Annotated in this window: 26 protein-coding genes and 1 riboswitch; of the genes, 15 read left to right on the top strand and 11 right to left on the bottom strand. The window is 72.8% G+C overall.

The window, feature by feature from the left end; all coding sequences use genetic code 11:
• The first annotated feature begins 30 nt into the window (after positions 1–30).
• The 4 genes from ACF08B_RS11945 to ACF08B_RS11930 are packed head-to-tail and all read left to right on the top strand — an operon-like array spanning position 31 to position 5,726.
• Positions 31–1,563, top strand: coding sequence for a GMC family oxidoreductase (locus ACF08B_RS11945; RefSeq protein ID WP_392317197.1), 1,533 nt, complete (start codon positions 31–33; stop codon positions 1,561–1,563).
• A complete protein-coding gene (locus ACF08B_RS11940; RefSeq protein WP_392317196.1) occupies positions 1,560–2,828 on the top strand; it encodes a glycine betaine/L-proline ABC transporter ATP-binding protein in 1,269 nt (422 codons plus the stop codon). Before ACF08B_RS11945 ends, ACF08B_RS11940 begins: the two co-directional genes overlap by 4 nt.
• Positions 2,828–4,765: an ABC transporter permease gene (locus ACF08B_RS11935; protein WP_392317195.1), complete on the top strand. Its 1,938-nt coding sequence runs from the start codon at positions 2,828–2,830 to the stop codon at positions 4,763–4,765. Before ACF08B_RS11940 ends, ACF08B_RS11935 begins: the two co-directional genes overlap by 1 nt.
• A gap of 1 nt (position 4,766) precedes the next feature.
• Positions 4,767–5,726, top strand: coding sequence for an ABC transporter substrate-binding protein (locus ACF08B_RS11930; protein ID WP_392317194.1), 960 nt, complete (start codon positions 4,767–4,769; stop codon positions 5,724–5,726).
• 6 nt (positions 5,727–5,732) lie between these two features.
• Here the strand turns inward: ACF08B_RS11930 and ACF08B_RS11925 are convergent, their stop codons facing one another.
• Both ACF08B_RS11925 and ACF08B_RS11920 read right to left on the bottom strand, forming a co-directional pair.
• On the bottom strand, positions 5,733–6,494 hold the full coding sequence (locus tag ACF08B_RS11925) for an isocitrate lyase/phosphoenolpyruvate mutase family protein (protein WP_392317193.1): 762 nt from the start codon (positions 6,492–6,494) through the stop codon (positions 5,733–5,735).
• Positions 6,491–6,991, bottom strand: coding sequence for a carboxymuconolactone decarboxylase family protein (locus tag ACF08B_RS11920; RefSeq protein WP_392317192.1), 501 nt, complete (start codon positions 6,989–6,991; stop codon positions 6,491–6,493). The genes ACF08B_RS11925 and ACF08B_RS11920 overlap by 4 nt, the downstream gene beginning before the upstream one ends.
• Positions 6,992–7,038: 47 nt before the next feature.
• Between ACF08B_RS11920 and ACF08B_RS11915 the strand changes: the two genes are divergently transcribed.
• The gene (locus ACF08B_RS11915) at positions 7,039–8,457 is read left to right on the top strand and encodes a PLP-dependent aminotransferase family protein (RefSeq protein ID WP_392317191.1); all 1,419 of its coding nucleotides are present in this window, start codon (positions 7,039–7,041) and stop codon (positions 8,455–8,457) included.
• Positions 8,458–8,474: 17 nt separating this feature from the next.
• Here ACF08B_RS11915 and ACF08B_RS11910 read toward each other — a convergent pair whose 3' ends face one another.
• The gene (locus ACF08B_RS11910; RefSeq protein WP_392317296.1) at positions 8,475–9,323 is read right to left on the bottom strand and encodes a DMT family transporter; all 849 of its coding nucleotides are present in this window, start codon (positions 9,321–9,323) and stop codon (positions 8,475–8,477) included.
• A gap of 132 nt (positions 9,324–9,455) precedes the next feature.
• Between ACF08B_RS11910 and ACF08B_RS11905 the strand changes: the two genes are divergently transcribed.
• Complete coding sequence (locus ACF08B_RS11905) at positions 9,456–9,809, top strand: hypothetical protein (protein ID WP_392317190.1); 354 nt, start codon at positions 9,456–9,458, stop codon at positions 9,807–9,809.
• A gap of 14 nt (positions 9,810–9,823) precedes the next feature.
• Positions 9,824–11,008 carry a glutathionylspermidine synthase family protein gene (locus ACF08B_RS11900; RefSeq protein ID WP_392317189.1) on the top strand — a complete coding sequence of 395 codons (1,185 nt, stop codon included), beginning with the start codon at positions 9,824–9,826 and terminating at the stop codon, positions 11,006–11,008.
• Positions 11,009–11,051: 43 nt separating this feature from the next.
• Here ACF08B_RS11900 and ACF08B_RS11895 read toward each other — a convergent pair whose 3' ends face one another.
• The gene (locus ACF08B_RS11895) at positions 11,052–11,627 is read right to left on the bottom strand and encodes a TetR/AcrR family transcriptional regulator (protein ID WP_093475306.1); all 576 of its coding nucleotides are present in this window, start codon (positions 11,625–11,627) and stop codon (positions 11,052–11,054) included.
• Between the two features lie 87 nt (positions 11,628–11,714).
• On the opposite strand from ACF08B_RS11895, the gene ACF08B_RS11890 reads away from it, so the two are divergent.
• The 4 genes from ACF08B_RS11890 (at position 11,715) to ACF08B_RS11875 (ending at position 15,758) form a co-directional block, all read left to right on the top strand.
• Entirely contained in the window at positions 11,715–12,176 is a 462-nt protein-coding gene (locus tag ACF08B_RS11890; RefSeq protein ID WP_392317188.1) for a nuclear transport factor 2 family protein, read from the top strand.
• A 98-nt stretch (positions 12,177–12,274) separates the two neighbouring features.
• A riboswitch (ZMP/ZTP riboswitch) is annotated at positions 12,275–12,364 on the top strand.
• A 31-nt stretch (positions 12,365–12,395) separates the two neighbouring features.
• Positions 12,396–13,844: a glycine hydroxymethyltransferase gene (locus ACF08B_RS11885; protein ID WP_392317187.1), complete on the top strand. Its 1,449-nt coding sequence runs from the start codon at positions 12,396–12,398 to the stop codon at positions 13,842–13,844.
• 167 nt (positions 13,845–14,011) lie between these two features.
• Complete coding sequence (gene trpS, locus ACF08B_RS11880; protein WP_392317186.1) at positions 14,012–15,025, top strand: tryptophan--tRNA ligase; 1,014 nt, start codon at positions 14,012–14,014, stop codon at positions 15,023–15,025.
• Between the two features lie 148 nt (positions 15,026–15,173).
• On the top strand, positions 15,174–15,758 hold the full coding sequence (locus ACF08B_RS11875; protein WP_392170209.1) for a 2'-5' RNA ligase family protein: 585 nt from the start codon (positions 15,174–15,176) through the stop codon (positions 15,756–15,758).
• Positions 15,759–15,805: 47 nt separating this feature from the next.
• On the opposite strand, the gene ACF08B_RS11870 is transcribed toward ACF08B_RS11875, so the two are convergent.
• Positions 15,806–16,561 carry a decaprenylphospho-beta-D-erythro-pentofuranosid-2-ulose 2-reductase gene (locus ACF08B_RS11870; protein ID WP_392317185.1) on the bottom strand — a complete coding sequence of 252 codons (756 nt, stop codon included), beginning with the start codon at positions 16,559–16,561 and terminating at the stop codon, positions 15,806–15,808.
• Between the two features lies 1 nt (position 16,562).
• Positions 16,563–17,933 carry an FAD-binding protein gene (locus ACF08B_RS11865; protein ID WP_392317184.1) on the bottom strand — a complete coding sequence of 457 codons (1,371 nt, stop codon included), beginning with the start codon at positions 17,931–17,933 and terminating at the stop codon, positions 16,563–16,565.
• Positions 17,934–18,075: 142 nt separating this feature from the next.
• On the opposite strand from ACF08B_RS11865, the gene ACF08B_RS11860 reads away from it, so the two are divergent.
• The gene (locus tag ACF08B_RS11860; RefSeq protein ID WP_392317183.1) at positions 18,076–18,984 is read left to right on the top strand and encodes a YihY/virulence factor BrkB family protein; all 909 of its coding nucleotides are present in this window, start codon (positions 18,076–18,078) and stop codon (positions 18,982–18,984) included.
• Here ACF08B_RS11860 and ACF08B_RS11855 read toward each other — a convergent pair.
• Positions 18,932–20,167 carry a D-alanyl-D-alanine carboxypeptidase family protein gene (locus tag ACF08B_RS11855; protein ID WP_392317182.1) on the bottom strand — a complete coding sequence of 412 codons (1,236 nt, stop codon included), beginning with the start codon at positions 20,165–20,167 and terminating at the stop codon, positions 18,932–18,934. The genes ACF08B_RS11860 and ACF08B_RS11855 overlap by 53 nt on opposite strands.
• Positions 20,168–20,258: 91 nt before the next feature.
• On the opposite strand from ACF08B_RS11855, the gene ACF08B_RS11850 reads away from it, so the two are divergent.
• The 3 genes from ACF08B_RS11850 (at position 20,259) to ACF08B_RS11840 (ending at position 23,555) form a co-directional block, all read left to right on the top strand.
• Positions 20,259–20,498: an SCO4848 family membrane protein gene (locus ACF08B_RS11850; protein WP_073888820.1), complete on the top strand. Its 240-nt coding sequence runs from the start codon at positions 20,259–20,261 to the stop codon at positions 20,496–20,498.
• A 16-nt stretch (positions 20,499–20,514) separates the two neighbouring features.
• Entirely contained in the window at positions 20,515–21,795 is a 1,281-nt protein-coding gene (locus tag ACF08B_RS11845; RefSeq protein ID WP_392317181.1) for a metallophosphoesterase, read from the top strand.
• 215 nt (positions 21,796–22,010) lie between these two features.
• On the top strand, positions 22,011–23,555 hold the full coding sequence (locus ACF08B_RS11840; RefSeq protein WP_392317180.1) for an ABC transporter substrate-binding protein: 1,545 nt from the start codon (positions 22,011–22,013) through the stop codon (positions 23,553–23,555).
• A gap of 24 nt (positions 23,556–23,579) precedes the next feature.
• Here the strand turns inward: ACF08B_RS11840 and ACF08B_RS11835 are convergent, their stop codons facing one another.
• From ACF08B_RS11835 to ACF08B_RS11820, 4 genes are all read right to left on the bottom strand, one after another.
• Positions 23,580–24,314, bottom strand: a complete 735-nt coding sequence (locus ACF08B_RS11835; RefSeq protein WP_392317179.1) for a TetR/AcrR family transcriptional regulator — start codon at positions 24,312–24,314, stop codon at positions 23,580–23,582.
• 11 nt (positions 24,315–24,325) lie between these two features.
• A complete protein-coding gene (locus ACF08B_RS11830; protein ID WP_392317178.1) occupies positions 24,326–24,847 on the bottom strand; it encodes a thiol-disulfide oxidoreductase DCC family protein in 522 nt (173 codons plus the stop codon).
• 5 nt (positions 24,848–24,852) lie between these two features.
• Complete coding sequence (locus tag ACF08B_RS11825; RefSeq protein ID WP_392317177.1) at positions 24,853–25,260, bottom strand: hypothetical protein; 408 nt, start codon at positions 25,258–25,260, stop codon at positions 24,853–24,855.
• A gap of 118 nt (positions 25,261–25,378) precedes the next feature.
• Positions 25,379–25,789 (bottom strand): VOC family protein, encoded by a 411-nt coding sequence (locus tag ACF08B_RS11820; RefSeq protein WP_392317176.1) that lies wholly within the window; start codon positions 25,787–25,789, stop codon positions 25,379–25,381.
• Between the last annotated feature and the right edge of the window lie 15 nt (positions 25,790–25,804).

Genomic DNA, 25,804 nt, shown 5'->3' with positions numbered 1-25,804 from the left:
CGGCACGTCCCACCTGGAGTAAGTACCACCATGTCCCACACCCCCCATGTCTACGACTACGTCGTCATCGGCGGCGGAACCGCGGGCTCCGTCATCGCCTCCCGCCTCACCGAGGACCCCGACGTCACCGTCGCCGTCATCGAGGGCGGCCCGAGCGACGTCGGCCGCGACGACGTCCTCACGCTGCGCCGCTGGATGGGCCTGCTCGGCGGCGACCTCGACTACGACTACCCCACCACCGAACAGCCCCGCGGCAACTCCCACATCCGGCACAGCCGGGCCCGCGTCCTCGGCGGCTGCTCCTCCCACAACACCCTCATCTCCTTCAAGCCCCTGCCCTCCGACTGGGACGAGTGGGAGGCCGCCGGCGCCAAGGGCTGGGGCGCCGTCCCCATGGAGGCCTACTTCGCCCGCCTGAAGAACAACATCGTCTCCGTCGACGAGAAGGACCGGAACGCCATCGCCCGCGACTTCGTCGACGCCGCCCAGTCGGCACTCGGGGTACCCCGGGTCGAGGGCTTCAACCGCAAGCCGTTCACCGAGGGCGTCGGATTCTTCGACCTCGCCTACCACCCGGAGGACAACAAGCGCTCCTCCGCCTCCGTGGCCTACCTGCACCCGGTCATGGACGAGCGCCCCAACCTCCACCTCCTGCTGGAGACCTGGGCGTACCGGCTGGAGCTGGACGGCACCCGCGCCGAGGGCGTCCACGTGCGCACCAAGGACGGCGAGGAACTGCTGATACGGGCCCGCAACGAGGTCGTGCTGTGCGCCGGCGCCGTCGACTCCCCGCGCCTGCTGCTGCACTCGGGCATCGGCCCCCGCGAGGACCTCGAAGCGCTCGGCATCCCGGTCGTCGCCGACCTGCCGGGCGTCGGCGAGAACCTGCTCGACCACCCCGAGTCCGTCATCGTCTGGGAGACGAACGGCCCCATTCCGGAGAACTCCGCGATGGACTCCGACGCCGGTCTGTTCGTGCGCCGTGACCCCGAACACGCGGGCCCGGACCTGATGTTCCACTTCTACCAGATCCCGTTCACGGACAACCCCGAGCGCCTCGGCTACGAACGCCCGCAGTACGGCGTCTCGATGACCCCCAACATCCCCAAGCCGAAGAGCCGCGGCCGGCTCCACCTCACCAGCGCCGACCCGGCCGTGAAGCCCGCCCTGGACTTCCGCTACTTCACCGACGAGGACGACTACGACGCCCGGACCCTGGTCGACGGCATCCGCATCGCTCGTGAGATCGCCCGGAGCGAGCCGCTGGCCGGCTGGCTCAAGCGCGAGGTGTGCCCCGGACCGGAGGTCCAGGGCGACGCCGAACTGAGCGAGTACGCCCGCAAGGTCGCGCACACCGTCTACCACCCGGCCGGCACCTGCAGGATGGGCGCCGCCGACGACGAACTCGCCGTCGTGGACCCGGAGCTGCGCATCCGCGGCCTCGACGGCATTCGCATCGCCGACGCGTCCGTCTTCCCGACGATGACCGCCGTGAACCCGATGATCGGGGTGCTCATGGTCGGGGAGAAGGCCGTCGACCTGATCGGAGGTGAGTCCCGATGACTCTCACGGTTCCCACGCGCAAGCCCCCCACCGACGCCCCTGTCTTCTCCGTGGACGGCCTGTGGAAGGTGTTCGGCCCGAAGGCCGACCGCGTCCCCGCCGACCCGGAACTGACCGGGCTGAGCCCCGCCGAGCTCCGCTCCCGCACCGGCTGCACCGCCGCCGTGCGCGACGTCTCCTTCGACGTGCGCAAGGGCGAGGTGTTCGTCGTCATGGGCCTGTCCGGCTCCGGCAAGTCCACCCTCGTCCGCTGTCTGACCCGGCTGATCGAGCCGACGGCCGGCACGATCGCCATCGACGGCGAGGACGTCCGCGCGATGGACAAGTCCCGCCTGCGCGAGCTGCGCCGCCACCGCGCCGCCATGGTCTTCCAGCACTTCGGTCTGCTCCCGCACCGCACCGTCCTCGACAACGTCGCCTACGGCCTGGAGATCCAGGGCGTCGGCCGTGCCGAGCGGCGCGAACGGGCGGCCGAGGTCGTCGCGAAGGTCGGCCTCGCCGGCATGGAGAAGCGCCGCCCCGGCCAGCTCTCCGGCGGCCAGCGCCAGCGCGTCGGTCTCGCCCGCGCCCTGGCGGTCGACCCCGAAGTGCTGCTCTTCGACGAGCCGTTCAGCGCGCTCGACCCGCTCATCCGGCGCGACATGCAGGAAGAGGTGGTCCGCCTGCACCGCGAGGAGGGCCGCACGATGGTCTTCATCACCCACGACCTGAGCGAGGCGTTGAAGCTCGGCGACCGCATCGCCCTCATGCGTGACGGCCAGGTGGTCCAGCTCGGCACCCCCGAGGAGATCGTCGGCTCCCCCGCCGACGACTACGTCCGCGAGTTCGTCCGCGACGTCCCGCGCGAACAGGTGCTGACGGTCCGTACGGCCATGCGCCCCGTGTCCTCCGCCGACCCCGGGACCGGCCCGGCGATCCGCCCGGAGGCCACGGTCTCCGAGGCCGTCGAGGCGGTGGCCCGCGCCGGAGCCCCGGCCCGCGTCATGGACGACGGCCGCTGCCTGGGCGTCGTGGACTCCGACGCCCTCCTCGGAGTGATCGCGGGAACGCCGGCACCAAAAGCCCCCACGCCGGCACCGGACGCCGGTCCCGCCCCGGCCGACGCCGCCGCGGAGCCCGGTCCCGCCCCGGCCGACGCCGCCGCGGAGCCCGTCCCGGCCCCGGCCGACGCCGCCGCCAAGACGGCACCCGCCGTCGACGACGCGCCCGGCAAGCGCGGACAGGCGGCACCGCCGCACCCCCGGACCAGTCCGGAGGCCGTCTGATGGCAACGCTCACCGTCCCCACCTCCCGCACGGACAAACCCCGCATCCTCAGGAGCCGGGCCGCGGGCAAACTCCTTCTGCTCGCCCTCGTCGCCGCGGTCCTCGCCCCCTGGGCGGCCACCCACTGGCCCGGCGCCACCTGGCCCCACGCCCTCACCGTCGACCTCTCCAAGCCGCTGGCCGGCGCCAGCGACTGGGTCATCGACAACCGGGACAGCCACCCGCTGTTCCTGTACTTCTTCGGGTACGTCAGCAACGCGGTCGTCCTCTCCGTCCGCGCCGTCTACCTCACCCTGCTCGCCGCGGGCTGGGCCGGCGTGACGGTGCTCGGCGCCCTCGTCGCCTGGCGCGTGGCCGGTGTCCGGCTGGCCGCCGGCACCGCCGCGGCGATCCTCGCCTGCGGCGCCCTCGGCATGTGGATCCCCACCATGCAGACCCTCGCGCTCATGGTCGTGGCGGTCCTCGTCTCCGTCGCCGTGGGCGTGCTCCTGGGCCTCGCCGCCGGCCTCTCCGACCGCCTGGACCGCGCCCTGCGCCCGGTGCTGGACACCATGCAGGTGCTCCCGGCGTTCGCCTACCTCCTCCCCGTCGTCCTGGTCTTCGGCATCGGCGTCCCCGCGGCCGTCCTCGCCACCGTGGTCTACGCCGCCCCGCCGATGGCCCGCCTGACCGCGCTCGGCCTGCGCGGAGCCGACCCCGAAGTCCTGGAGGCCGTGGAGTCGCTCGGAGCCACCCGTCGCCAGCGGCTGCTGACCGCCCGGATCCCGCTGGCCCGCAAGGAACTCCTCCTCGGCCTCAACCAGACGATCATGATGGCGCTGGGCATGGCCGTCATCGCCTCGGTGATCGGCGCCGGCGGCCTCGGTGACCGCGTCTACCAGGCCCTCGCCTCGGTCGACGTCGGCGCGGCCCTCGCGGCCGGCATCCCGATCGTGCTGCTCGCCGTCGTCCTGGACCGCGTCACCGCGGCCGCCGGGGACGGGCACACCCGCGCCCGCACGATCGGCTGGCCCTACGCCCTCGCCGTCACCGTGGCCGTCGCGCTGGCCACCCGGCTGCTCGGCGTCCTCGACTGGCCCTCCGGCGCCACCCTGGACATCGCCGGCCCGGTGAACACCGCCAAGGAGTGGATGGTCGACCACCTGTACTCCGGTGTCCCCGTCGTCGGCGGCACCGCCGAGTGGGCCGCCCACTTCACCACCTGGGTCCTCGACCCGGTCCGCTCCGGTCTGCAGTGGCTGCCCTGGTGGTCGGTCCTGCTGATCGTGGCCGCCCTGGCCTGGCTGATCGGCACCTGGCGCACCGCGCTGACCGCCGTCCTCGCCATGGCCGCGATCGGTGTGCTCGGTGTGTGGGAGCCGTCCCTGGACACCCTCTCCCAGGTGCTGGCCGCCGTGGCCGTCACCCTCGTGCTGGGCTTCGCGACCGGCATCGCCGCGGCCCGCAGCGACCGCGTCGAGCGCGCGCTGCGCCCCGTCCTGGACGTCTTCCAGACCATGCCGCAGTTCGTGTACCTGATCCCGGTCGTCGCCCTGTTCGGCGTCGGCCGCGCCCCCGCGGTCGCCGCGGCCGTCGTCTACGCCCTGCCGGCCGTCGTCCGGATCACCGCGCAGGGCCTGCGCCAGGTCGACCAGGCCGCCCTGGAGTCCGCGCGCTCGCTCGGCGCGACCAGTCGCCAGCAGCTCTGGCAGGTCCAGCTCCCGCTCGCCCGGCGTTCGCTGCTGCTCGCCGTCAACCAGGGCGTGGTCCTGGTCCTCGCCGTCGTCATCATCGGCGGTCTGGTCGGCGGTGGCGCCCTCGGCTACGACGTCGCCTTCGGTCTCGCCCAGGGCGACCTGGCGACCGGCCTGGTGGCCGGCGCCGCCATCGTCTGCCTGGGCCTGATGCTCGACCGGGTGACCCAGCCGACCGAGCGCCGCACGAAGAAGGGAGCCTGACATGCGATTCCGTACGACCGGCCCGGTCGCCGTCGCCGTCGCGGTCCTGGGTCTGACCACCGGCTGCGGCGCCGCCGACATGACCAAGCAGGCCAGCCCGTTCGCCAACGCCCAGGGCGCGAAGAGCGTCACGCTGTCCGTGCAGTCCTGGGTGGGCGCGCAGGCCAACGTGGCCGTCGCCCAGTACATCCTCGAACACAAGCTGGGCTACCGCGTCGACACCGTCCAGGTCGACGAGGTGCCCGCCTGGGACGCCCTCAGCCAGGGCCGGGTCGACGCCCTCCTGGAGGACTGGGGCCACCCGGACCAGGAGAAGCGGTACGTCGAGGACAAGAAGACGATCCGGCACGCCGGCGACCTCGGCGTCACCGGCCACATCGGCTGGTACGTCCCGACCTACCTGGTCAAGCAGCACCCCGACATCACCGACTGGCGGAACCTGAACAAGTACGCCTCGCTGTTCCGCACCGCGGAGAGCGGCGGCAAGGGCCAGCTGATGGACGGCTCCCCGTCCTACGTCACCAACGACAAGGCGCTGGTGAAGAACCTGAAGCTGAACTACCAGGTCGTCTTCGCCGGTTCCGAGGCGGCGCAGATCACCCAGATCAAGCAGTTCGCCAAGGACAAGAAGCCCTTCCTGACGTACTGGTACTCGCCCCAGTGGCTGTTCAAGAAGGTCCCCATGACGGAGGTGAAGCTGCCGCCGTACAAGGAGGGCTGCGACGCGGACACGGCCAGGATCACCTGCGCCTACCCGCACACCCCGCTCCAGAAGTACCTCAACGCGGACTTCGCGAAGTCCGGCGGCAAGGCGGCGGCCTTCCTGAAGAAGTTCCGGTGGACCACCCAGGACCAGGACGAGGTCGCGCTGATGATCGCCCAGGAGAAGCTCAGCCCGCAGGACGCGGCGAAGAAGTGGGTGGACAGCCACCCCGACGTGTGGAAGAAGTGGCTGTCCTGAGCCGGTTCAGCCCAGCCCCGCGGCGATCTCCCGCAGGGCGGCCGCGGCCCGCAGCTGGAGCCCCGGCCCGAACGTGATCCGGGTGGCCCCGAGTTCGCCGAGCGCGGCGGGCGAGGGGCCGCTCCCGTCCAGCCGGGCCAGCGCGTTCAGCGGGCCCCGGATCCCGGCCCGCAGCAGCGGCAGCACGGCCTGCGGGGCGAGGATCGGATACACGCAGTCCGCGCCCGCCGCCACGTACGCCGCCGCCCGCGCGAGGGCACGCCCGGGATCGCCGTCGCCGTGCACGAAGGTGTCCACGCGGGCGTTGACGAAGAGCAGGCCGGCGGCGGCCGAGCGGACCTCGGCCAGATAGTCGGCGTGCTCGTGCGGGTCCTTCAGGACGCCCCCCTCGGAGTCCTCCAGGTTGCAGCCGACGGCCCCCGCCTCCAGCAGCCGCTCCACCAGCTCCTTCGGACGGAGCCCGTAGCCGCCCTCGACGTCCGCCGACACCGGCACGTCCACGGCCCGGGTGATCCGCGCGACCGCCGCGAACATCTCGTCGGCGGGGGTGGCCCCGTCGGCGTACCCCAGCGAGGCGGCCACCCCGGCACTGGGCGTGGCCAGCGCGGGGAACCCCGCCTCCGCGAACACCCGGGCGCTGGCCGCGTCCCACGGCCCGGGCAGGACCAGCGGGTCGCCCGGTACCCGCCCCCGGTGCAGCGCGCGGAACGCCTCCGCCCCGCCCTGCGCGGCCGGCCTCCCGGGTCCCGCGGCGGGGGCGGCCGTCACGCGTACTGCCCCGGCCGGTAGTGGCCCGGCACCATCCGGGTGGTCACGCCGAACCGGTTCCAGGCGTTGATCACCGTGATCGCGGCGATCAGCTGCGCCAGCTCGGCCTCCTCGAAGTGCTTGGCGGCCTTCTCGTACACCTCGTCCGGTACGAAGCCCTCGGTCAGGACGGTGACCGCCTCGGTCAGCTCGATCGCCGCCAGCTCCTTCTCCGTGTAGAAGTGCCGCGACTCCTCCCACGCACCGAGCTGCACGACCCGCTCGACGCTCTCGCCGGCCGCGAGCGCGTCCTTGGTGTGCATGTCGAGGCAGAACGCGCAGTGGTTGATCTGCGAGGCGCGGATCTTCACCAGCTCGTACAGCTTCGGGTCCAGCCCCTTCTTGGCGGCGGTGTCCAGGCGGACCATCGCCTTGTAGACCTCGGGTGCGTGCTCGGCCCAGCTCAGGCGCGGGGTGTGCTCGGTGGCGTACTCGACGGTTTCCTGTGCAGTGCTCATGCCCTCGACCCTAGGAGCCGGGCAGCCCAGGAGTATGGTCCATTTCCATGGCGAGAACGTGGGCCACTTCGGGCGTCGACCTGCACCTCGAACCGGCCGGTCCGGGCGGCCTGCGCCGGCGCCTGACCGACGCGCTGCGGGACGCCGTCCGCACCGGTCGCCTGGCCCCCGGCACCCGGCTGCCCTCCTCCCGGTCCCTCGCCGCCGACCTCGGCATCGCCCGCAACACCGTCGCCGAGGCCTACGCCGACCTGGTCGCGGAGGGCTGGCTCACCGCCCGGCAGGGCTCCGGCACCCGGGTGGCCGCGGGGTCGTCCGCCGGACCGCGCCGGACGACCCCGCCTCCGCCCGCCGCCGGACCCACGGCATCCCGGCGCCGGGACCCCGGCCGCCCCACCCACGACCTCGTCCCCGGCACCCCCGACCTCGCCGCCTTCCCACGCGCCGAGTGGCTCAAGGCCGCCCGCCGCGCCCTGAACACCGCCCCCTACCACGCGCTCGGCTACGGCGACCCGCGCGGCCGGCCCGAACTGCGCACCGCCCTCGCCGGTTACCTCGCCCGCGCCCGCGGTGTCCGCGCCGACCCGGAGACCGTGCTGATCACCGCGGGCTTCTCGCACGCCCTGACCGTCCTCGGCCGGGTGCTGCGGGCCCGCGGCGTGCGGGCGGTGGCGGTCGAGTCGTACGGCCTCGCCCCGCACCGGCGGCTGCTGCGGGACGCCGGGCTCGCGACCCCCGCGCTGCCGTACGACGCACTCGGCACGGACCCGGAGCCGTCGGGCGACGCCGGGGCGGTGCTGCTGACGCCCGCCCACCAGTTCCCGATGGGCACCGCCCTGCACCCCGACCGGCGGGCCGCCGTCGTCGACCGGGCACGGCGCACCGGCGGACTGGTCCTGGAGGACGACTACGACGGCGAGTTCCGCTACGACCGCCAGCCGGTCGGCGCGCTCCAGGGACTCGATCCCGAGCGGGTCGTCTACCTCGGCACCGCCAGCAAGTCCCTCGCGCCCGGACTGCGGCTGGGCTGGATGGTGCTGCCGCCGTCCCTGGCCGAGGAGGCGGCCGCGGCGAAGGGCGGCACCGACACGGTGGGCGTGCTGGAACAGCTCACGCTCGCCGAGTTCCTCACCTCCGGCGCGTACGACCGCCACGTCCGCTCCTCGCGGCTGCGCTACCGGCGCCGCCGCGACGCCCTCGCCGCGGCGGTGGCCGAGCACGCGCCCGACGTGCGGGTGACCGGGATCGCGGCCGGGCTGCACGCCGTGCTGCGGTTGCCCCCGGGCACGGAACAGTCGGTGGTCCAGGCCGCCCTCTGGCAGGGACTGGCACTGCACGGCCTGGCCCACCACCGCCATCCGCAGGCCGTCACCGAGCACCTGGACGCGCTGGTCGTGGGCTACGGCACCCCGCCGGACAGCGCGTGGGGGGCCGCCCTGGAGGCCCTGTGCCGGGTGCTGCCGTAGTCGTCGCCGGGCCCCGCTCAGGCCTCGTCCGGCCGCGGGGCGCCCTCCGCCGACGGTGCCTCGCCGAACCGCGCCAGCAGCAGGGCGCCCGCCACCGCCACCGTGAAGCCCAGGACCGCCAGCCAGGCCAGACCCTCCCGGGTGCGGTCGCCGAGCCACACCACGCCGACCGCCGCCGGGCCGACCGTCTCGCCGATCACCATGCCGGCCGTGGCCGTCGTCACCGAGCCCCGTTGCAGGGCGGAGGTGAGCAGCAGGAACGCGGCACCGCCGCCGATGAGCAGGGCGTACGCCGCCGGGTCGGTGAACAGGTCCGCCGGACGCAGTGAGTCGATCAGCCGTACCGACACCTCCACCACCCCGAACCCGAACCCGGCGCCAAGGCCGAGGAGCAGCGACCGGGTCCGGCCGGTCAGCCGGCCGCCGATGGCGCCGAGCAGCAGCACGCCGACCGCGACCGCCACCATCGCGTACGGCAGCCAGGGCGGGCCCTGCTCGTCGCCCTCGGTGCCTGAGGCCAGCCCGAGCATCGCCAGACCCGCGCACACCACTCCCACGGCGGCCCACTCCAGCCCGCTCAGCCGCACCCGCAGCAGTCGCGCCGCCACCACGGCCGTCACCGCGAGGCTCGCCGCCAGCGCCGCGCCCACCGCGTAGATCGGCACGGACCGCAGCGCCGCGATCTGGAGCAGGAAGCCCAGACCGTCCAGCGCCAGCCCGGCGATGTACCGCCACTGCCGCAGCGCCCGCAGCAGCAGCGCCGCGTCACCGCCGCCGTCCCCCTCGGCGGCCGCGTCCCGCGCGGCCACCGCCTGCAACACCGTCGCGGTTCCGAAGCAGACCGCCGCGCCGAGGGCGCACACCATTCCAAACAGCACGAAGCGACTCTAGGGGAGCGGGAATTCCCCGGCCCCCCCTGCCCGGCCGGTGCCACCGGTGCCTAGGCTGGCCCGCAGCGAACCGGCACCGGCCGGCCGACACACGGGGGAGACGCAGACATGAGCACAGCACAGCCACGCACGCGCCGGCGGCTCCGGTCCGGCACGGTCGTCCTCGGCGGCGTGGGCCTGCTGGCGACCGCCCTGACCGCCTGCTCGTCGTCCGACCCGGACAAGCGCTGTGTGGACCGCGACAGTTACACCTACGGCAAGGGCTACAAGGTCGTCTCCGACAAGAACTGCAAGTCCACCAAGTCCTCTTCGCACGGCACCTGGTACTACGGCGGCACGAAGAAGGGCTCGTTCGTGGGCGACGGCTCCTTCACCAAGCCCGGCAAGGGCTCGGGCGGCGGCTCGGGCGGCGGTGTCCACCGGGGGGGCTTCGGCGGTGGCAAGGGCGGCTCCGGCGGCTGAGCCGGGCACACGCGATGGAACGCCGCACGATCGAACCCCGCCCCGGCTGGCAGCGGACCGTCGAGGAGCAGGGACTCGTCTATCCGCTCACCCGTCACCCCGACGGCTCGCTGCGCCCCTACTGGGACGAGAGCGCCTACTACGTCTTCACCCTCGACGAGGTCGAGGCGCTGGAGGAGACCGTCGAGGAACTGCACGGCATGTGCCTGGCGGCCGCCGGGCACATCGTGGCGAAGGACCGCCTCGCCGACCTCGGCATCACCGACCCGCGCGTGGCCGCCGCGGTCACCGAGGCCTGGCACCGCCGCGCCGAACTCCCCTCCCTGTACGGCAGGTTCGACCTCCGCTACGACGGCACGGGACCGGCGAAGCTGCTGGAGTACAACGCCGACACCCCGACCTCCCTGGTGGAGGCCGCCTCGCCCCAGTGGTTCTGGATGGAGGACCGGTTCCCCGGCGCCGACCAGTGGAACTCCCTGCACGAACGCCTCGTCGACGCCTGGCGCGCGCAGGCCGCGCTGCTGCCGCCCGGCAGCCCCCTGCACTTCGCGCACTCCTCCGCCGACGAACTCGGCGAGGACCTGATGACGGTCGCCTACCTGAAGGAGACCGCCGAGCAGGCCGGCCTCGACACCGACTGGATCTCCATGGAGGAGATCGGCTGGGACACCCTCTCCGGCCGCTTCGTCGACAACCGGCTCCGCTTCATCCGGGGCATCTTCAAGCTCTACCCCTGGGAGTGGCTCACCACGGACTCCTTCGGCGGGCACGTCCTGGACACCCTCGACAACGGCGGCGGCACCGGCAGCACCCTGTGGATCGAACCGGCCTGGAAGATGCTCCTGAGCAACAAGGCCCTCCTGGCGGTCCTCTGGGAGCTGTACCCCGGCCACCCCAACCTCCTGCCCGCCTACCTCGACGGCCCGCGCGAGCTGGCCGGCCCGGCCGGCTACGTCTCCAAGCCCCTCCTCGGCCGCGAGGGCGAGGGCGTCACCGTGCACCCGCCCGGCGGGCCCGCGGTGCTCCGCGACGAACCCTGCTGCTACCAGCAGTTGGCCCCGCTGCCCGCCTTCGACGGCAACCACGTGGTCCTCGGCGCCTGGGTCGTCCGCGAGGAGTCGGCCGGCCTCGGCATCCGCGAGTCCTCGGGCCTGATCACCGACGAGTACGCCCGCTTCCTGCCCCACGTGATCCTCTAGCGGACGGGGACCGACGCCGGGCGACGGCCCCCGGCGGGGTCTCTCAGCGGTTTCCGCCGCTCCCGAGCAGCGTCTCGACGGCCGTGCGGGCGTGCGCCGCGGGCGCCGGATCGCCGCTGAGCCCGGCCGTGACGACGGCACCCTCGGCGAGCAGGAACACCGGCTCGGCCACCGGCACCCCGGTGGCCCGCACCCAGGCCGCGAGCTGGTCGTGGAAGGCCTGCTTGTGGGAGCGCACCTCGGCCAGCACCGGCTCGGACGACGAGCCGAGCTCACCGAAGGCGTTGATCCAGGCGCAGCCGCGGAAGCCGGGTTCGGCGAACCATCCGGCGAGCCAGTCGAAGACCGCGAGCACCCGCTCCCGCGGGTCCCGGACGCCCTCCACATGGGCGGTCAGGCTCTCGCGCCAGCGCCGGTCGCGCCGCCGGAGCACGGCGACCACCAGGTCCTCCTTGGTCGCGAACAGCCGGTAGATCCGCTTCAGAGGCAGTCCGGACGCCTCGCGGACCCGGTCCATCCCGACGGCCTGGATGCCGTGCGCGTAGAACAGCGCCTCCGCCGTGTCCAGGAGCGCCGCCCGGTCCAGGCGGGTCTGTTCCTCGGTGATCGGGGCGGGCATCGGCGTGCTCCTTGACTCTGAGAACGATCGTTCTCTATGTTAGCCGCAGTGATGGAGAACGATCGTTCTCGACTTGAGGAGGCCACCGTGCCCGAAGACCGTCCGCCCTTCCCTCCGTTCACCCTGGAGACCGCCCGCCAGAAGGTGCAGGCGGCCGAGGACGCCTGGAACACCCGCGACCCCCACCGGGTGGCCCTGGCGTACACACCGGACTCGGTCTGGCGGAACCGGGACCGGTTCCTCACCGGCCGGGAGGAGATCGTCGCCTTCCTGACCGAGAAGTGGGAGCGCGAACTCGACTACGCGCTGCGCAAGAGCCTGTGGAGCTTCCACGAGGACCGGATCGCCGTCCGCTTCCAGTACGAGTGCCACGACGCCGACGGGCAGTGGTGGCGCTCCTACGGCAACGAACTGTGGGAGTTCGACGAGCACGGGCTGATGCGCCGCCGCGAGGCCAGCATCGACGACGTCGCGATCCGCGAGTCCGACCGGCGCATCCTCGGCCCCCGCCCCGCCGCCGAGCACGGCACCGACATCCCGCTGCACTGACCTCACGGCCTCGCCCGGACGCGTCGGTCGCCCGCTTCCCGCGCTCGCTCGCATGGTGGACGTGGGATCTCACGGCTCCGGCCCGCCGGGTAGGCTGATCAGCGGGCCGTGACTGGCGCGCTGGGATGGGACCGACCATCGGGGAGCGGCCCGAGCACGAATGAGTGCCGTGCGCCTGGGCCGAACCGAACACGCCGAACGCCACGTCCGGAGGTCCCCATGCCAGAGCAGCATCTCTCCACCGAGTCCACCGCCTTCCGCGCCGCTCTCGACGTCGTCCGCGCCGTCGAGCCGCGGGTCGCCGACGCCATCGGCCAGGAGGTCGCCGACCAGCGCGCGATGCTCAAGCTCATCGCCTCCGAGAACTACGCCTCCCCGGCGACCCTCCTCGCGATGGGCAACTGGTTCAGCGACAAGTACGCCGAGGGCACCGTCGGCCGCCGCTTCTACGCCGGCTGCCGCAACGTCGACACTGTGGAGGCCCTGGCCGCCGAGCACGCCCGCGAGCTCTTCGGCGCCCGGCACGCCTACGTCCAGCCGCACTCCGGCATCGACGCCAACCTCGTCGCCTTCTGGGCCGTCCTCGCCGACCGGGTCGAGGTGCCCTTCCTGGCGAAGACCGGCGTCCGCCAGGTCAACGACCTGAGCGAGGCCGACTGGGCCGAACTGCGCCAGGCCTTCGGCAACCAGCGCATGCTCGGCATGTCCCTGGACGCCGGCGGCCACCTCACCCACGGCTTCCGCCCGAACATCTCCGGCAAGATGTTCGACCAGCGCTCCTACGGCACGGACCCGGCCACCGGCCTCATCGACTACGAGGCCCTGCGCGCCCAGGCCCGCGAGTTCAAGCCGCTGATCATCGTCGCCGGCTACTCCGCCTACCCGCGGCTCGTGAACTTCCGGATCATGCGCGAGATCGCCGACGAGGTCGGGGCGACCCTGATGGTCGACATGGCCCACTTCGCGGGTCTCGTCGCCGGCAAGGTCCTCATCGGCGACTTCGACCCGGTCCCGCACGCCCAGATCGTCACCACCACCACCCACAAGTCGCTGCGCGGCCCGCGCGGCGGCATGGTCCTGTGCGACGACTCCCTCAAGGACCAGGTCGACCGCGGCTGCCCGATGGTGCTCGGCGGTCCGCTCCCGCACGTCATGGCCGCCAAGGCGGTCGCGCTCGCCGAGGCCCGGCAGCCCGCCTTCCAGGACTACGCCCAGCGCATCGTCGACAACTCCCGCGCCCTGGCCCAGGGCCTCATGCGGCGCGGCGCCACCCTGGTGACCGGCGGCACGGACAACCACCTCAACCTCATCGACGTCGCCACCTCCTACGGCCTCACCGGCCGTCAGGCCGAGGCCGCCCTCCTGGACTCGGGCATCGTCACCAACCGCAACGCCATCCCCGCCGACCCCAACGGCGCCTGGTACACCTCCGGCATCCGCATCGGCACCCCCGCCCTGACCACCCGTGGTCTCGGCACCGCGGAGATGGACGAGGTCGCCGGTCTCATCGACCGCGTCCTCACCACCACCGAGCCGGGCACCACCAGCAAGGGCGCCCCCTCCAAGGCCCAGCACGTCCTCGACCCCAAGGTCTCGGACGAGATCGCCCGCCGGGCGACCGACCTCGTGGCCGGCTTCCCGCTCTACCCGGAGATCGACCTCGCCTGACGAGGCTCCTCCCGCTCCTCCCGCGGCGGCCCGGCACCGCGCCGGGCCGCCGCGCGGCGCGTCGGCACCGGGACCGAGGGCGGGCACCGGCGCGGGTCGCCCTGACGCAGGCCCGCTGTTCCCGACCAGTTCCGAACCGGGCCCCGATACCTGAGAGAATGGTGGACATGGCCACTGACCGACCCCGCGTGCTCTCCGGAATCCAGCCCACCGCAGGCTCGTTCCACCTCGGCAACTACCTCGGCGCCGTCCGCCAGTGGGTGGCCCTGCAGGAGACCCACGACGCGTTCTACATGGTCGTAGACCTGCACGCGATCACGGTTCCCCAGGACCCGGCCCAGCTGCGCGCCAACACCCGGCTCGCCGCCGCCCAGCTGCTGGCCGCCGGCCTCGACCCGGACCGCTGCACGCTCTTCGTGCAGAGCCATGTCCCCGAGCACGCCCAGCTCGCCTGGGTCATGAACTGCCTCACCGGCTTCGGCGAGGCCTCCCGCATGACCCAGTTCAAGGACAAGTCCGCCAAGCAGGGCGCCGACCGGGCCTCCGTCGGCCTGTTCACGTACCCGATCCTCCAGGTCGCGGACATCCTGCTGTACCAGGCCAACGAGGTGCCGGTCGGCGAGGACCAGCGCCAGCACATCGAGCTGACCCGCGACCTCGCCGAGCGGTTCAACGGCCGCTTCGGCCAGAGCTTCACCGTCCCGAAGCCGTACATCCTCAAGGAGACGGCGAAGATCTACGACCTGCAGGACCCGACGATCAAGATGAGCAAGTCGGCGTCCACGCCGAAGGGCCTCATCAACCTCCTCGACGAGCCGAAGGCGACGGCGAAGAAGGTCAAGAGCGCGGTCACGGACACGGACACCGTGATCCGCTACGACGCCGAGCACAAGCCGGGCGTGTCGAACCTGCTCACCATCTACTCCACGCTCACCGGCCGGACGATCGCCGAGCTGGAGCAGGACTACGAGGGCAAGATGTACGGCGCGCTCAAGACGGACCTCGCCGAGGTCATGGTCGAGTTCGTGACGCCGTTCCGCGAGCGCACCCAGCAGTACCTGGACGACGCCGAGACCCTCGACTCGATCCTCGCCAAGGGCGCGGAGAAGGCCCGCGCGGTCGCCGCGGAGACCCTGGCGCAGGCGTACGAGCGGGTGGGCTTCCTGCCGGCGAAGCACTGAACGCCACCGAGGCGTACGACCGCACACACGTCCCCACGGGCGGAGCGCTGCACATCACTTCCGCTGCGCCTGCCCACAGGACGGTCATGGCCGTACAGTCGATAGCCGGACGACTGAGAACACAACAGACGCGACGACAGGAGACGACGTGGGGACCGTAACGATCGGCGTGTCGATCGCGGTCCCGGAGCCTCACGGCAGCCTGCTCCAGGAGCGGCGCGCGGGCTTCGGCGACGCCGCTGCTCACGGCATCCCCACGCACGTCACGCTGCTGCCGCCGACCGAGGTCGACGCGACCGGTCTGCCTGCCGTCGACGCCCACCTCACGGCGGTCGCCGCGGCCGGCCGGCCGTTCCCGATGCGGCTGTCCGGCACGGGCACGTTCCGGCCCCTCTCCCCGGTCGTCTACGTCCGGATCGTCCAGGGCGCCGAGGACTGCACCTGGCTTCAGCAGCGGGTGCGCGACGCCTCCGGGCCCGTCGCGCGCGAGCTGCAGTTCCCGTACCACCCGCACGTCACGGTCGCGCACGGCATCGACGACGCGGCGATGGACCGCGCCTTCGAGGAACTGGCGGGCTTCGAGGCCGAGTGGCCCTGCACCGGGTTCGCGCTCTACGAGCAGGGCGCCGACGGGGTGTGGCGCAAGCTGCGGGAGTACGCCTTCGGCAGTTCCGTGGTGCCCCCGCAGGCGGGCCACGCGGACGTCGGACGCGGGACGATCGCCAGCCGCTAGGCCGCCCGCGGGACGGGCCGCCGTCGGCCCGTCCCCCTCTCGGGTGACTACAGCGGCAGCCGGCGGAACAGCGAACGCGGGGCGTGCCGCAGGGCCGACATCACCGGGCGCAGGACCCCCGGCACCCACACCGTCTCCGAGCGGCGGCGCAGCCCCAGCTCGATCGCGGCGGCGACCGCCTCCGGCGTGGTCGACAGCGGGCTCCCGGACCACCCGGCCACCGTCCCCGTCCGGACCTCTCCGGGGCGTACGACCATGACGTGCGCGCCGGTGCCGTGCAGGGCGTCGCCGAGGCCCTGGGCGAAGGCGTCGAGGCCGGCCTTGCTGGAGCCGTAGATGAAGTCGGCGCGGCGGGCCCGCTCGCCGGCGACGGAGGACAGGACCACCAGGGAGCCGTGCCCCTGCGCCTGGAGGGCGCGGGCGGCGACCAGGCCCGCCGACACCGCCCCGGTGTAGTTGGTCTGGGCGACCCGGACCGCGCGCAGCGGATCGCGCTCGTCCTCGGCCTGGTCGCCGCAGACGCCGAAGGCGAACAGCACCAGGTCGACGTCGCCCTCGGCGAAGACCTTGCCGAGGGCGGTCTCGTGGGACCCGGGATCGAGGGCGTCGAAGGCGACCGTGCGGGCGTCCGCGCCGAGCGCGCGCAGACTCCCGGCGGCCTGCTCCAGGGCGGGCGAGGGACGGCCGGCCAGCCACACCGTGCGGGTGCGCCGGGCGATCAGCCGGCGTGCCGTGGCCAGCCCGATCTCGGACGTGCCGCCGAGGACGAGCAGGGACTGGGGAAGACCGAAGGCGTCCTTCACGTCAGCTCCTAGGGGTCTGGAGGTCGAGTCGGCGGGCGAGGTCCGAGACGAAGACCCCGCGGGGGTCGAGCTCCGCGCGCAGGGCCCGGAAGTCGCCCACGCGCGGGTACATGGCGGCCAGCAGCTCGGGGCGCAGCCGGGAGTCCTTGGCGAGGCAGACCCGCCCGCCCGCCGCGGCGATCTCCTCGTCGAGGCCGTCGAGCAGCGGGGCGAGTCCGGGCAGCGCGGCCGGCACGTCCAGGGCGAGGCTCCAGCCGGGCACCGGGAAGGAGAGCCAGCCGGGGTCGCCGTCCCCGAAGCGCTGGAGGACGGCGAGGAGGGACGGGCAGCGGTGGGCGGCGATGCGCCGCACGACGCGGTGCAGCACCTCCTCCCGGCCGTGACCGACGACGAACTGGTACTGCACGAACCCCCCGCGGCCGTAGAGGCGGTTGCGGTGGGGCACACCGTCCAGGGGGTGGAAGAACGCGGACATGTGCTGGATCCGGCCGGTGCGTGCGCGGGGCGCCGCGCGGTAGCGGAGCTCGTTGAGGAGCCCCGCGGTGGTGCGGCCGAGCAGGCCGTCCGGGACGAGGGCGGAGGGGGCCGGGAGACGGTGCGGGCGGGAGGACAGCGGCTGCCGCCACGCGCGCGTGTGCCTGCCGAGGGCGTCGAGCGGGGTGTGGTCGGCGCGGCCGAGGACCGCGCGTCCGGTCGCCGTGCCCCGGGCCAGCAGGTCGATCCAGGCGGCCGAGTAGCGGTGGCGGTGGTCGCCGGTGGTCATCCGGGCCAGCAGGTCGTCGAGGCCGGCGGCGCGTTCGGTGCGGACCGTCAGGTACGCCGTCTCGACCGGGAGCAGCCGGAAGGTGGCCGTCAGGACGACTCCGGTCAGGCCGAGGCCGCCGGTGGTCGCCTCGAACAGCGGGGTGCCGGGGCGTACCGTGCGGACCTCGCCGTCGGCGGTCAGCAGCTCCAGGGACAGCACATGGCGGCAGAAGGAGCCGGAGACGTGCTGGTTGCGGCCGTGGATGTCGGCGCCGATCGCACCGCCCACGGTCACGTGCCGGGTGCCCGGGGCGACCGGCGGGAGCCAGCCGAGCGGGAGCAGCACCTCGGTCAGCCGCCGCAGGGAGACCCCGGCGTCGCACAGCACGATGCCCTCGGCGGCGTCGACCACGTGGATGCGGTCCAGGCCGGTCATGTCGAGGACGGCGCCGCCTGCGTTCTGCGCCGCGTCCCCGTGGGCCCGTCCGAGACCCCGTGCGACGGCGCCCCGCGTCCCGCAGTCCCGGACGGCCGCCGCGGCCTCCTCGTAGGTGCGCGGGCGGATCACACGGGCGACGGTGGGGGCGGTGCGGCCCCAGCCGGTGACGGGAACGGTGTCTCCAGACATGCTGGCGACCGTATCGCCCCTGTACGGGCGGTTAGTTAAAAAACATCTCCTTCCTCCTGGAAACGGGTGATTAGTGGGATGTCCCCTGATATTGACGTCATTTGAGCGGTGTGGAGGAGCGCGGCGAGGGCAGGGACGGATCATGGACTGGCTGAAGAGACTGCCCGGCATCGGGCCGCTCGTCACACGGCTGATGACGACGCACGCGTGGCGGAGCTACGAGCGGCTCGACCGGGTGAAATGGACCCGGCTGGCCGCCGCCATGACGTTCGTCAGCTTCGTCGCCCTGTTCCCGTTGCTGACCGTGGCCGCCGCGATCACCGCCGCCACGCTCAGCCCGTCCGGTCAGAAGACCGTCGAGAACCGGATCGCCGACCAGTTCCCCGGCCTCTCCCAGCAGCTGGACATCGGCGCGCTGGTGGACAACGCCGGCACGGTCGGCGTCATCGCGGGCGCCGTGCTGCTGTTCACCGGCATCGGCTGGGTCGGGCAGACGCGGGACTGCCTGCGCGCGGTGTGGGAGCTGCCCGACCGCGAGGAGAACCCGCTCGTCACCAAGGCCAAGGACGCCGGCATCCTCCTCGGCCTCGGCGGCGCCCTGCTGGTCACACTCGCCACGTCCGCCCTCGCCTCGGCGGCGGTCGGCCTCGTGTCCCGGCAGCTCGGCCTCCAGGAGCACGGCTGGGGCAGCCTGCTGCTCCAGGTCACCGCGTTCGCCGTCGCCGCGCTCGCGGACTTCCTCGTCCTGCTCTACGTCCTCACCCTGCTGCCCGGGGCCGAGCCGACGCGCCGCCGCCTGCTGGTGGCCGCGATGCTCGGCGCGATCGGCTTCGAACTGCTGAAGCTGCTGATCAGCGGGTACATCCAGGGGGTCGCCGCGAAGAGCATGTACGGCGCGTTCGGCGTCCCGGTGGCGCTGCTGCTGTGGATCAACTTCACCGCGAAACTCGTCCTGTTCTGCGCCTCCTGGACGGCGACGCCGAGCAAGGAGACCGGTCTCAGGGACGGGTCCGACGGCGCATCAGGTCCGGCAGCGGCCACCGGCGGTTGACCAGGAACGCCCCGCCCCCGAGGAGTACCAGCAGCCCGCCCGCGACGGCCAGCGCCGTGCCGACCCCCGAACCGGTCCCGGCGGTGGCGCTCGCCACCGGCTTCGAGCCCGACCCGCCGGTCCCCGCGGCAGCCTCCCCGGTGGAGGGCCCCCCGCTCGGCGGCGCGGTGGACCGCGCGGCGCTCTTCGGCGGCACCAGCACGCCCACCGGAGTGACCTTGCCGGCCGCCTGGAAGCCCCAGTCGAACAGCTTCGCGGTCTCCTTGTAGACCTCGTTGTGCTCGTGCTTCTCCGGGTTCATCACCGTGACGAGCAGCACCTTGCCGCCCCGTTCGGCGACGCCGGTGAAGGTGGCGCCCGCGTGGGTGGTGTTGCCGTTCTTCACGCCCGCGATGCCCTGGTAGACGGGCACGTCGGTGTCGCCGCTCAGCAGCCGGTTGGTGTTCTGGATCTCGGACGACCCGAACGGCGCCCGCACCGTCGAGCAGTAGTCGCGGAAGTCCTTCTTCTGCAGCCCGGAACGGGCGAACAGCGTCAGGTCGTACGCCGACGACACCTGCTCCGGCGCGTCGTAGCCGTCGGGGGAGACCACGTGCGTGTCCAGGGCCTGCAGCTGCTCGGCGTGGTCCTGCATGTCCTCGACGGTCTGCCGGACCCCGCCGTTCATCGCCGACAGCACGTGCACGGCGTCGTTGCCCGAGCGCAGGAAGACCCCGAGCCACAGATCGTGGACGGTGTAGCTCCTGCCCTCCTTTATCCCGACCACGCTGGAGCCGATGCCCATGCCCGCGAGGTCCGACGGCACCACCTTGTGCCGGGTGCCCCTGGGGAACCGGGGCAGCACGGTGTCCGCGAACAGCATCTTCAGCGTGCTCGCCGGAGGCAGCCGCCAGTGCGCGTTGTGCGCGGCGAGCACCTCGCCCGACTCCGCGTCGGAGACGATCCACGAACGGGCGGTCAGGTCCTTGGGCAGCACGGGCACGCCCGGCGCGAGGTCGGCCTGGGTGCCGGCCATGCCGAGCCGGGCACCGCCGACGGTGGACATCCCGGCCGGGGGCTTGGCCGACGGACTCGACGACGGGGTCGGGGCCGCGAGCGCCGCGGGTGCGGTGACGGACAGGGTCAGCACGGTGGCGGAGGTGACCAGCAGCGATCGCCGGCCGGTCTTCTGGGGAGCGAACACGGTCGAGAACGTACCTGGAGCACTCCGTGAAGTCCCGCGCCCCGCCCCACCCCCGACACGGAACCGGAATCGCGACCGCGATACTGGAGACATGAAGCTCAGCCGCCCGGTCTCCTGGTTCCTGCTCGCCTTCGGGGTGTGGAGCTGGGTCATCTGGGTCACTTTCGTCAAGAACCTGGTCAAGGACGGCAGCGGACTCGCCTTCGACGACGGTCACCCGACCGCGTACTTCTGGGTGCATCTGCTGCTGGCGGTCGTCTCCTTCGTATTGGGGACGGTCGTCGGGGTCATCGGGTTGCGCGGACTGCGCGCACTGCGCCGGACGTCATAGCGGGGGACCGGTCGGGATGGTCGTCGTCTTCGCGCTCGTCGCCCTGGCCGTCCTGGCCGTCGTGGCGGTCCTGCACTGGTACGTGTGGCGGCGTCTGGTCCGCGACACCACGCGGGGCCCGGGCCCGGCCCGCCGCGCCGGCACGGCGGTGTTCGTCGCCGGCCCGGTCCTGATGGTCGCCGCCCTGGTCGCGGAGCGCTCCGGCGCGCCGTTCGCGCTCCAACGCGCCCTGGCCTGGCCCGGATTCCTGTGGATGGCCCTCGCCCTGTACCTGCTGCTGGCGGTGGTGGCGGGCGAGGCCGTACGACCCCTGCTGCGCCGGTTCCCGGCCCGGCGGGCCCGCGCCGTCGCCCCCGTACCGGAACCCGAGACCGTACCCGCGGCGGAGCCGGCGGACGGTCCGGGACCCGACGCGCCGGCCCCTGCGAACGGACCCGGGCCCGACGCGCCGGAGCAGGCCGGGGCGCCCGGTCCCACCCGCCGCCTCTTCGTCTCCCGGGTCGTCGCCGGCGCCGCCGTCACCACCGCCGTCGCGACCGTCGGCCTCGGCACCCACGGGGTGCTGCGCGGCCCCCGGGTGAAGCGGGTCACCGTGCCGCTGGCCAGACTCCCGCGGGCCGCGCACGGCTTCCGGATCGCGGTCGTCAGCGACATCCACCTCGGCCCCGTCCTGGGCCGGAGCTTCGCGCAGCGGGTCGTCGACACGGTGAACGCGACCCAGCCGGACCTGATCGCGGTCGTCGGCGACCTGGTGGACGGCAGCGTCAAGGACCTCGGCCCGGCCGCCGCCCCCCTCGCCGGGCTCACCGCACGGCACGGCGCGTACTTCGTCACCGGCAACCACGAGTACTTCTCCGGTGCGGAGCAGTGGGTCGAGGAGGTCCGCACCCTCGGCCTGCACCCGCTGGAGAACGCCCGCACCGAGCTGCCCCACTTCGACCTGGCCGGCGTGAACGACGTGCAGGGCGAGAGCGAGGGACAGGGGCCGGACTTCGACAAGGCCCTCGACGGCCGGGACCCGGCACGCGCGTGCGTGCTGCTCGCCCACCAGCCGGTGCAGATCCACGAGGCGGTCCGGCACGGCGTCGACCTCCAGCTCTCCGGCCACACCCACGGCGGCCAGCTCTGGCCCGGCAGCCTGATCGCGGCCGCCGCCAACCCGACCGTCGCCGGACTCGACCGCTACGGCGACACCCAGCTGTACGTCAGCCGGGGCGCGGGCGCCTGGGGACCGCCCACCCGGGTGGGGGCGCCGTCGGACGTCACGGTGATCGAACTGGCCGCCGCACGCGCCTGACCGGGAGCGCCCCCGAGCCTGTGAAGGCGCTGTGAAACCCGGCGCAAACAACACCTCGGTAAGTTCTTGCCCATCCGGTCGGAAAGCCCTTCCCCAGGGCGAAACACGTGTGATTAGGTGAGCCGCGCCGCTTAGGGGAGTGGCGCGATTTCGTGCTGGCCAGGGGTAGGGCCCCCATGGGGCCTGGGGAGGGCACCACCATGCGATCTGTTCGCATGCGCATTCTCATGACGCTGCTCGTGCTCGCGGTCGTGGGGGTGGGCGGCTGGCAACTGCTGCCGTCGCAGGGCAACAAGAACAAGACCATCACCGTCGGGACGACGGACGCCGTCACGGCGCTCGACCCGGCCGGTGCCTACGACGCCGGTTCCTGGGCGTTGTTCAGCAACGTCTTCCAGACGCTGCTGACCTTCGAGCCCGGCGGGGTCGAACCGGTACCGGACGCGGCGCAGAGCTGCGCGTTCCGGGGCAGCGGGCTGAAGACGTACCGGTGCACCCTGCGCGAGGGGATCAGCTTCCCGAGCGGGCGCGCGATGACGGCCGAGGACGTGAAGTTCTCCTTCGACCGGGTGAAGAAGATCAACTCGGACGTCGGACCGGCGTCCCTGTTCTCCACGCTCGGTTCGGTGACCGCCGACGGCGCGCGCACCGTCACCTTCCACCTGTCGTCCCCGGACGCCACGTTCCCGCTGAAGGTCGCCACCGGCGCCGGCTCGATCGTGGACAAGGAGAAGTACCCGGCGCGCGCCCTGCGCACCGGCGACTCGGTCGACGGCACCGGCCCGTACACGCTGACCGGATACGCCAAGGACCAGCGGGCCGACCTCGCGCCGAACACGCGCTACCGGGGCTACCTCGACGGCACCGGCCGCCCGATCGCGCTGCGCTACTACGCCGACTCCAAGAAGCTGGACGGTGCCTGGAAGGCCCGGCAGGTCGACGTCGCCACCCGGACGCTGTCACCGGACCTGCTCGCGGACCTGAACCCGAGCGACCCCGAAATGCGGATCACCGAGTCGGACAGCGCCGAGACCCGCAACCTGTACCTCAACACCCGCGCGGGCTCCCCGCTGCACGACGCGCTGGTGCGCCGCGCGATGGCCTGGCTGGTCAACCGCGAGGAACTGGCGGCGACGGTCTACGAGGGCACGGTCGACCCGCTGTACTCGCTGATCCCGACCGGCATCACCGGCCACACCACGGCGTTCTTCGACGGCTACCCGAAGCAGAGCGTCAAGAAGGCGCGCGCGCTGCTCACCCAGGCCGGGGTCACCCTGCCGGTGCGGTTCACCTTCGGCTACGGCATCGGGCGCGGCGCCGGCAAGGAGGAGGCCGCCTCGCTGAAGAAGCAGCTGGAGACGGGCGGCCTGTTCAAGGTGGACGTCAAGGGTTACGAGTGGACCGACTTCCAGAAGAGCTGGGCCGCGGGGAAGATGGACGCGTGGGCGGTCGGCTGGGTGGCCGACTATCCCGACCCGGACACCTTCGGCGCCGCGCTCGTCGGCACCGGCTCCACGATGGCCACCGGGTACAGCAACAAGGTGGTCGACCATCTCATCCTGGACAGCCAGCAGTTCGCCGACCGCAGCCGCGCCGCGAACGACTTCCGTGACATCCAGGCCGACGTGGCCGAGGACGTGCCGCTGATCCCGCTCTGGCAGCGCAAGGAGTACGTGGTCAGCACCGAGGACGTCGGCGGTGGGCAGTACCTGGACGACGGCACGGGCGTGTTCCGGCTGTGGCGACTGTCGTGGATCTGATCGGCCGGTCCCCGGCCGGGGCCGTCACTCGCCCCGGTCGCGGCCCGGGTCCGGCAGCACCTTCGTCATGCCCGGCAGGAAGTCCGTGAACAGCTCGTGGACCTCCAGGACGAGCGGGCGCAGGACGCGGAACCGGGCCAGGGCGACACCGCGCGCGGTCAGCCGGGCCCCGCGCCGGGCCAGCCGGTAGCTGCGCTCCCGCTCCTGCGTGCGGTCGAAGACCCAGTACAGGACCAGTCCCATCTGCGAGAGCCACATCAACTCGGGCAGGACGTCCCGCAGTTCGGGGGCGACCTTGGACTTGGAGCCGGCGAGCACCTCCCGGTGCACGCTGATGGCCTGCTCCCGGGCGTGCTCGCTCTCCGGGGAGAAGGGGCTGAGCGGGCTGTCGGGGTCGGCGGCGTTCTTGAAGAACTGCACGGCGAACTCGTGGTACGGCTTGGCGATGTCCAGCCACGCGGTCAGCACGCCGGCGAGCCGTGCCTCCAGGTCGGTCTCGCGGGCGAGGACCTCGCGTACCGCCTCCCGGTGCTCGGCGGCGATCCGGTCGTAGAACCCCTGGATCAGGTGTTCCTTGCCCTCGAAGTAGTAGTAGGCGTTGCCCACGGAGACCCCGGCCTCCGTGGCGATGGCCCGCATGGTCGTCTTGTCGTACCCGCGTTCCTGGAACAACCGCATCGCGGTCTCCAGGATCAGCGCACGGGTCTGCTCGGACTTGCTCTGGGGGCCGGCCTCGGGGCCGTCGTTCTTCGCGGGCACGAGAGAAGAGCCTAACGAGTCGGGCAGCCGCCGTCGGCGCAGGACGGCGGCTCGTAGGTCCAGCCGCTGTCCGGGCGGTAGACCCATCCGTCGCCGCGCCGGTACACCTGGCCTCCCCACTGTCCGCCGCGCGCCTGTCCCTGCCACTGGGCGCCGCGCCATTTCGCCGCCGCCAGCACCGCCCCGCGGGCCAGTACGGCGCCTGCCGGGGTGGACAGCCGGTGGGCGAGCGGCCGGTGTTCGCGCAGGGCCCACAGGACGACGATCCAGGCGCGGGAGCCCCGGTAGACCTGCCCGGAGTCGCCGACGACGGTGACCTCGTCGAGGGTGGCGGCGTGGTCGAGTCCGGGGAAGCGGGCACGGGCCCCGGCCGAGCCCGCCGGCAGCAACTCCAGCGGGACCAGCTGCGGCTGACGCTCCAGCCAGCCGCGCAGATGGGTGCAGAGTGCGCACTCCGCGTCGTAGAGGACGGTGAGCCCGCGGACCGGGGTGCGCGCGGCACCCCGGCCCGGTGCGGCGGTCGTGGCGGTCATGCCGGTCACGCGCCGGCCGTCGGGGCGATCCACTCCTGCGGGGCGACCGGGGGCAGCTGCTCCCGGTCCATCACCCCCCGCCGGCGGATCCTGTTGAGCACGTACACGTTGCCCAGGTGCATCACGCCGAGCACCAGCAGGACCACGCCCAGCTTGGTCGACAGGGCCTCGAAGACGCCGCGGGTGTCCTCGATCGTCTCGTCGTCCCCGAGGTACAGCGCCACGAAGCCGAGGTTGACCAGGTAGAAGCCGACCACCAGGAGGTGGTTGACGGCGTCCGCGAGCTTCTCGTTGCCGCGCAGGACGTCGGCGAGGAAGACCCGGCCGTTGCGGCTGAGCGTGCGGGCCACCCAGACGGTCAGCGCGACGCTGACGACCAGGTAGATGACGTAGGCGATGACGGTGCGGTCCATGCCCCACCCCTTCTTGAACGCGTTCAAAACGCTGACAGGGATGACTCTAGCCCTGCTTTTGAACATGTTCAACTCAACCGGACGGGCCGGCCGGGGCGGGCTCGGCGGGGGTGTGGGCTCAGGCCCTGCGGCCCAGCTCCGGGCGCTTGGTGTAGTCCGTGAGGCCGAGGATGTTGCCCCAGGGATCGGCGATCTCCACGGTCCAGCCGGTGGCTTCCTGGAACGCCTGGTCCAGGGGTTCGATGCCCGCGGCGGCCAGGTGCCGTGCCGCCGCGCGGGCGTCCGGCACCTCCAGCCACAGGCGCGGGGAGGCCCAGGGCGGCGTGCGACGGCTCAGCGCCTCCTCGGCGCGCAGCAGGATGCCGGGCGTCTCCCCGCCGACCCGCAGCAGGGCGATCCCGGCCTCGTCGAACCGGAACGCCACGGTGAACCCGGCCCGCTCGTAGAACCCGACGGCCTCGGCGAGGTCGCCGACGGGAAGCAGGACGTTGTCGAAACCGAGCAGTTCGTACGACTCTTCGTCTGACATGTCGTCAGATTAGAA

Origin of the sequence: Streptomyces sp. NPDC015139 (assembly GCF_043079785.1) — a bacterium.
Taxonomy (GTDB): domain Bacteria; phylum Actinomycetota; class Actinomycetes; order Streptomycetales; family Streptomycetaceae; genus Streptomyces; species Streptomyces albidocamelliae.
The sequence above is the reverse complement of the archived record's forward strand: the minus strand, read 5'-3'. Positions and strand labels throughout refer to the sequence as shown.